Source organism: Streptomyces sp. SID1328 (genome assembly GCF_009865595.1).
GTDB lineage: Bacteria > Actinomycetota > Actinomycetes > Streptomycetales > Streptomycetaceae > Streptomyces > Streptomyces griseoluteus.
Genome location: NZ_WWKH01000562.1, coordinates 1 through 3,997, shown reverse-complemented (window position 1 = coordinate 3,997; position 3,997 = coordinate 1). Strand labels below are relative to the sequence as shown.

At 73.0% G+C, this 3,997-nt stretch carries 4 protein-coding genes; all 4 read right to left on the bottom strand.

Annotated elements, in window-relative coordinates; translation table 11 throughout:
• The coding region (locus tag GT030_RS17855) for an HD domain-containing protein (protein ID WP_161201937.1) at positions 1-1,642 on the bottom strand (1,642 nt) is incomplete at its 3' end.
• A gap of 284 nt (positions 1,643-1,926) precedes the next feature.
• Positions 1,927-2,808: a diaminopimelate epimerase gene (gene dapF, locus GT030_RS17850; RefSeq protein ID WP_161201936.1), complete on the bottom strand. Its 882-nt coding sequence runs from the start codon at positions 2,806-2,808 to the stop codon at positions 1,927-1,929.
• A gap of 51 nt (positions 2,809-2,859) precedes the next feature.
• Positions 2,860-3,363, bottom strand: coding sequence for a hypothetical protein (locus GT030_RS17845; RefSeq protein ID WP_161201935.1), 504 nt, complete (start codon positions 3,361-3,363; stop codon positions 2,860-2,862).
• A gap of 107 nt (positions 3,364-3,470) precedes the next feature.
• The coding region (locus GT030_RS17840; RefSeq protein WP_272920699.1) for a tRNA dimethylallyltransferase at positions 3,471-3,997 on the bottom strand (527 nt) is incomplete at its 5' end.

Sequence of the window (3,997 nt, the reverse complement as noted above, 5' to 3'; positions counted from 1 at the left end):
TGCCACCGGGGCTGTCGGCGGTGTCCGGGGCGCGGGCGTCGGCGCCGGGGTGGGCCGCGAGCCAGCGCTGGATGGCGATGCGGGCGGCCGGGGTGTGGGCGTGCTCCAGCCATTCGCGGGAGGGTTCGGAGGCCGGGTCCTGGCCCATGAGGAGCTGCACGGTGTCGCCGTCGCGCAGGACGGTGCCGAGGGCGGCCAGACGGCCGTTGACGCGGGCGCCGATGCAGGCGTGGGCGTCGTCGCCGTACTGGGCGTAGGCGGCGTCGACGCAGGTGGCGCCCTCGGGAAGGCCCAGGGTGCCGCCGTCGGGCCGGACGACGGTGATCTCGCGGTCCTGGGCGAGGTCGTCACGCAGGGTGGACCAGAAGGTGTCGGGGTCGGGGGCGCCGCGCTGCCAGTCGAGGAGGCGGGAGAGCCAGCCGGGGCGGGTGGGGTCGGCCCGCTCGCCGTCGAGGCCGGCGCTCTGCTCCTCGGCGGGCGGGGTGTAGGGGTTGCCGAGCGCGATCACCCCCGCCTCGGCGGCCTGGTGCATGCGGTGCGTACGGATGAGGACTTCGACGACCTGGCCGTCCGGGCGGGCCACGGCGGTGTGCAGCGACTGGTAGAGGTTGAACTTCGGTACGGCGATGAAGTCCTTGAACTCCGAGACCACCGGGGTGAGACAGGTGTGCAGTTCACCGAGGACGGCGTAACAGTCCGCGTCCTCGTTCACCAGCACCAGCAGACGGCCGAAGTCGGTGCCGCGCAGCGGGCCGCGCTTGCGGGAGACGCGGTGGACGGAGACGAAGTGGCGGGGCCGGATGAGGACTTCGGCCGGGATGTCGGCCTCGCGGAGCACCCCGCGCACCTCGTCGGCGACCTCGGCGAGCGGGTCTCCCCCGGCGGCGTTCTGTGCGATGAGTTCGCTGGTGCGGGCGTATTCCTCGGGGTGGAGGATGGCGAAGACGAGGTCTTCCAGCTCGGTCTTCAGGGCCTGGACACCGAGGCGTTCGGCGAGCGGGATGAGGACGTCGCGGGTGACCTTGGCGATCCGCGCCTGTTTCTCGGGGCGCATCACGCCGAGGGTGCGCATGTTGTGCAGCCGGTCGGCGAGTTTGATCGACATCACGCGGACGTCGTTGCCGGTGGCGACGAGCATCTTGCGGAAGGTCTCCGGCTCGGCGGCGGCGCCGTAGTCGACCTTCTCCAGCTTGGTCACGCCGTCGACGAGGTAGCGGACCTCCTCCCCGAACTCCTCCCCGACCTGGTCGAGCGTCACGTCGGTGTCCTCGACGGTGTCGTGGAGGAGGGAGGCCGTCAGGGTGGTGGTCTCGGCGCCGAGTTCGGCGAGGATCAGGGTGACCGCGAGGGGGTGGGTGATGTACGGCTCGCCGCTCTTGCGCATCTGGCCGCGGTGGGAGGTCTCCGCCAGGAGGTAGGCACGGCGCAGCGGGTCGAGGTCGGCGTCTGGGTGGTGGGCGCGGTGGGCCTCGGCGACATGTCCGATGGCGTCGGGCAGCTTGCTCCGGACGGCGGGGCCGAGCAGCGCGGCCCGCCCCAGCCTGCGCAGATCGATCCGCGGCCGGGACTTCCTGCGGGCCACCGTGGGCGCCGAGGGCGCTACCGGGCCTGGGCTCGCGGGGTTCGTGGCCTCCGCACTCATGGGCACCTCCGGCTCGTGGACCGGCGGACGGGGCCCGAAGGGCATACGCGGCTCAGGGTTGGCGACGTTCCCCCGTCCGTGCCGGTGCTTGATGCTATCGAGCCCATCACGTGCTACCGACCGCCTCTCGGCCAGCGTGAAACGGATCACCCATTCGAGCGACGGAACGGAGGTTTAGAGTTTGCGCCACGTGCCCTCCCGTCGGCCGCGGTTTCGAACGGCCTCGCTGTCGGAGAACGGCTGGTCACCGGCGTACGGAGCCACCGGGGAACGGTCCGTCCAGGTCAGCGGGCCGCGTTTTCCAGCCACTCGGTGTCGATCTCTCCCTGGGCGACGATCACGGCGGGGCCCGTCATCTCGATCTCACCATCCGGTCGTTCGGTGATGACCAGCCGGCCGCCGGGCACGTCCACGGTGTACGTGGCCGGGGTGCCGGTGACGGCCGGGTCGGCGCCGTCGCGCCGGGCGGCGGCCACGGCGACGGCGCACGCGCCCGTGCCGCAGGAACGGGTCTCCCCGGAGCCGCGCTCGTGCACACGCATGGCGACGTGTCCGGGAGCCCGGTCGACGACGAACTCCACGTTGACGCCGTCCGGGTAGGCGCCCTCCGGCCCGACCGGCGGCGCGGTGTACAGGTCACCGGCGTGCGCGAGGTCGTCCACGAAGGCGACGGCGTGCGGGTTTCCCATGTTCACGTTCCGCGCGGGCCAGCTCCGCGCACCGACGCTGACCGTGACCTCGCCCTGGGGCAGGCGGGCCCGGCCCATGCCGACGGTGACGTCTCCGGCGCCGGCGTCGTCCTTGGCGATGTGGACGCGCTTCACGCCTCCGCGCGTGGCGACGGCGAGGTCGCCTTCGCCCACATGTCCGGCGTGCTGGAGGTAGCGCGCGAACACACGCACCCCGTTGCCGCACATCTCGGCGACCGAGCCGTCCCCGTTGCGGTAGTCCATGAACCACTCGGCCTCGCCGGACATGTCGCGGGCCTCGGGGTGCGCGGCGGAGCGCACCACGTGCAGCACCCCGTCGCCGCCGATGCCGGCCCGGCGGTCGCAGAGCGCGGCCACGGCGGCGGGCGTCAGGTCGAGGGCGTTCTCGGGGTCGGGCACGATCACGAAGTCGTTCTCGGTGCCGTGACCCTTGAGGAATGCGATCCGCGTGCTCATCCCTCGATCGTACGGGGTGTCCCGGACACCGTCCGAGGGCAGCCGGGGGCGCTAGCGCAGGCGGGCGACCCGCCATACGGCGAGGACCGCGACGACGCCCACGAGCAGCGCGTAGGAGAGGGCGACGCGCCAGTCGGCGCGGCGGCCGGAGCCGCGCGGGGGCAGGCCGGGCCAGGTGTAGCCGACGCGGCGGGCGGCCATCATGCCCCAGCCGGCGGCGCAGGAGCAGATCAGCAGGCCCAGCATGGCGATGACCGCGCCGCTGTCGCCGAAGTCGAAGGCGAGCGGGAAGGCGAACATCAGCGAGCCGAGCGCGGCCAGGCCCACGATGGGCGCGAGCTGCCAGATGCGCAGCCGCCGCTGGGGACGCAGTTCGACCTCGACCTCGGGGCCGCCCGCGAACATCTCCTCGGGCGTCGGTCCGTCGGCGACGACCACGATCGGGATGTCGTCGTCCGGGCCGTCGTCGGTCAGACGGTCCTCGACGCCGGGATCGTCACCGTCGGTGGTGATGTGCTCGGTGCCTGCTGCGGTGTCACGAGGGCTGGCCTCCATCGCCACGCGCCCTCCCAACTAGGACTTCACTGGTCGATCGAAGCTCGATGATGGCACGGCGCCGGAGGCCGGGCTGACCGGTGGCGCATCCCGATGCCATGACGTGATCAGGCTGTGACCGGTCGTTCGACCAACGTCAGCGCCCGCCCCGGAAGTTCCCCGCGGTCCGCCGCGGCCCCGCTGAGCCACTGGACCCTGGGGTCGCGCCGGAACCACGTGTCCTGGCGGCGCGCGAAGCGCTTGGTGGTGCGCACGGTCTCCACGCGCGCCTCCTCCTCGGTGCACTCTCCGGCGAGCGCGTTGAGCACCTGCTGGTACCCGAGCGCGCGGGACGCCGTACGGCCCTCGCGCAGCCCCTGGGCCTCCAGCACGCGCACCTCGTCCACCAGCCCGGCCTCCCACATGAGGTCGACGCGGCGCGCGATGCGCTCGTCCAGCTCGGGGCGGGCGACGTCGACGCCGATCTGGAGGGTGTCGTAGACCGAGTCGTGGCCGGGGAGGTTGGCGGTGAAGGGGCGCCCGGTGATCTCGATGACCTCCAGGGCGCGGACGATGCGGCGGCCGTTGCTGGGGAGGATGGCGCGCGCGGCCTCGGGGTCGGCGGCTGCCAGGCGCGCGTGCAGGGCGCCGGGGC

Coding starts and splice junctions, on each gene's coding strand:
- GT030_RS17845 (WP_161201935.1), bottom strand. CDS start 3,363: ATGGAGGCCAGCCCTCGTGACACCGCAGCAGGCACCGAGCACATCACC.
- dapF (WP_161201936.1), bottom strand. CDS start 2,808: ATGAGCACGCGGATCGCATTCCTCAAGGGTCACGGCACCGAGAACGAC.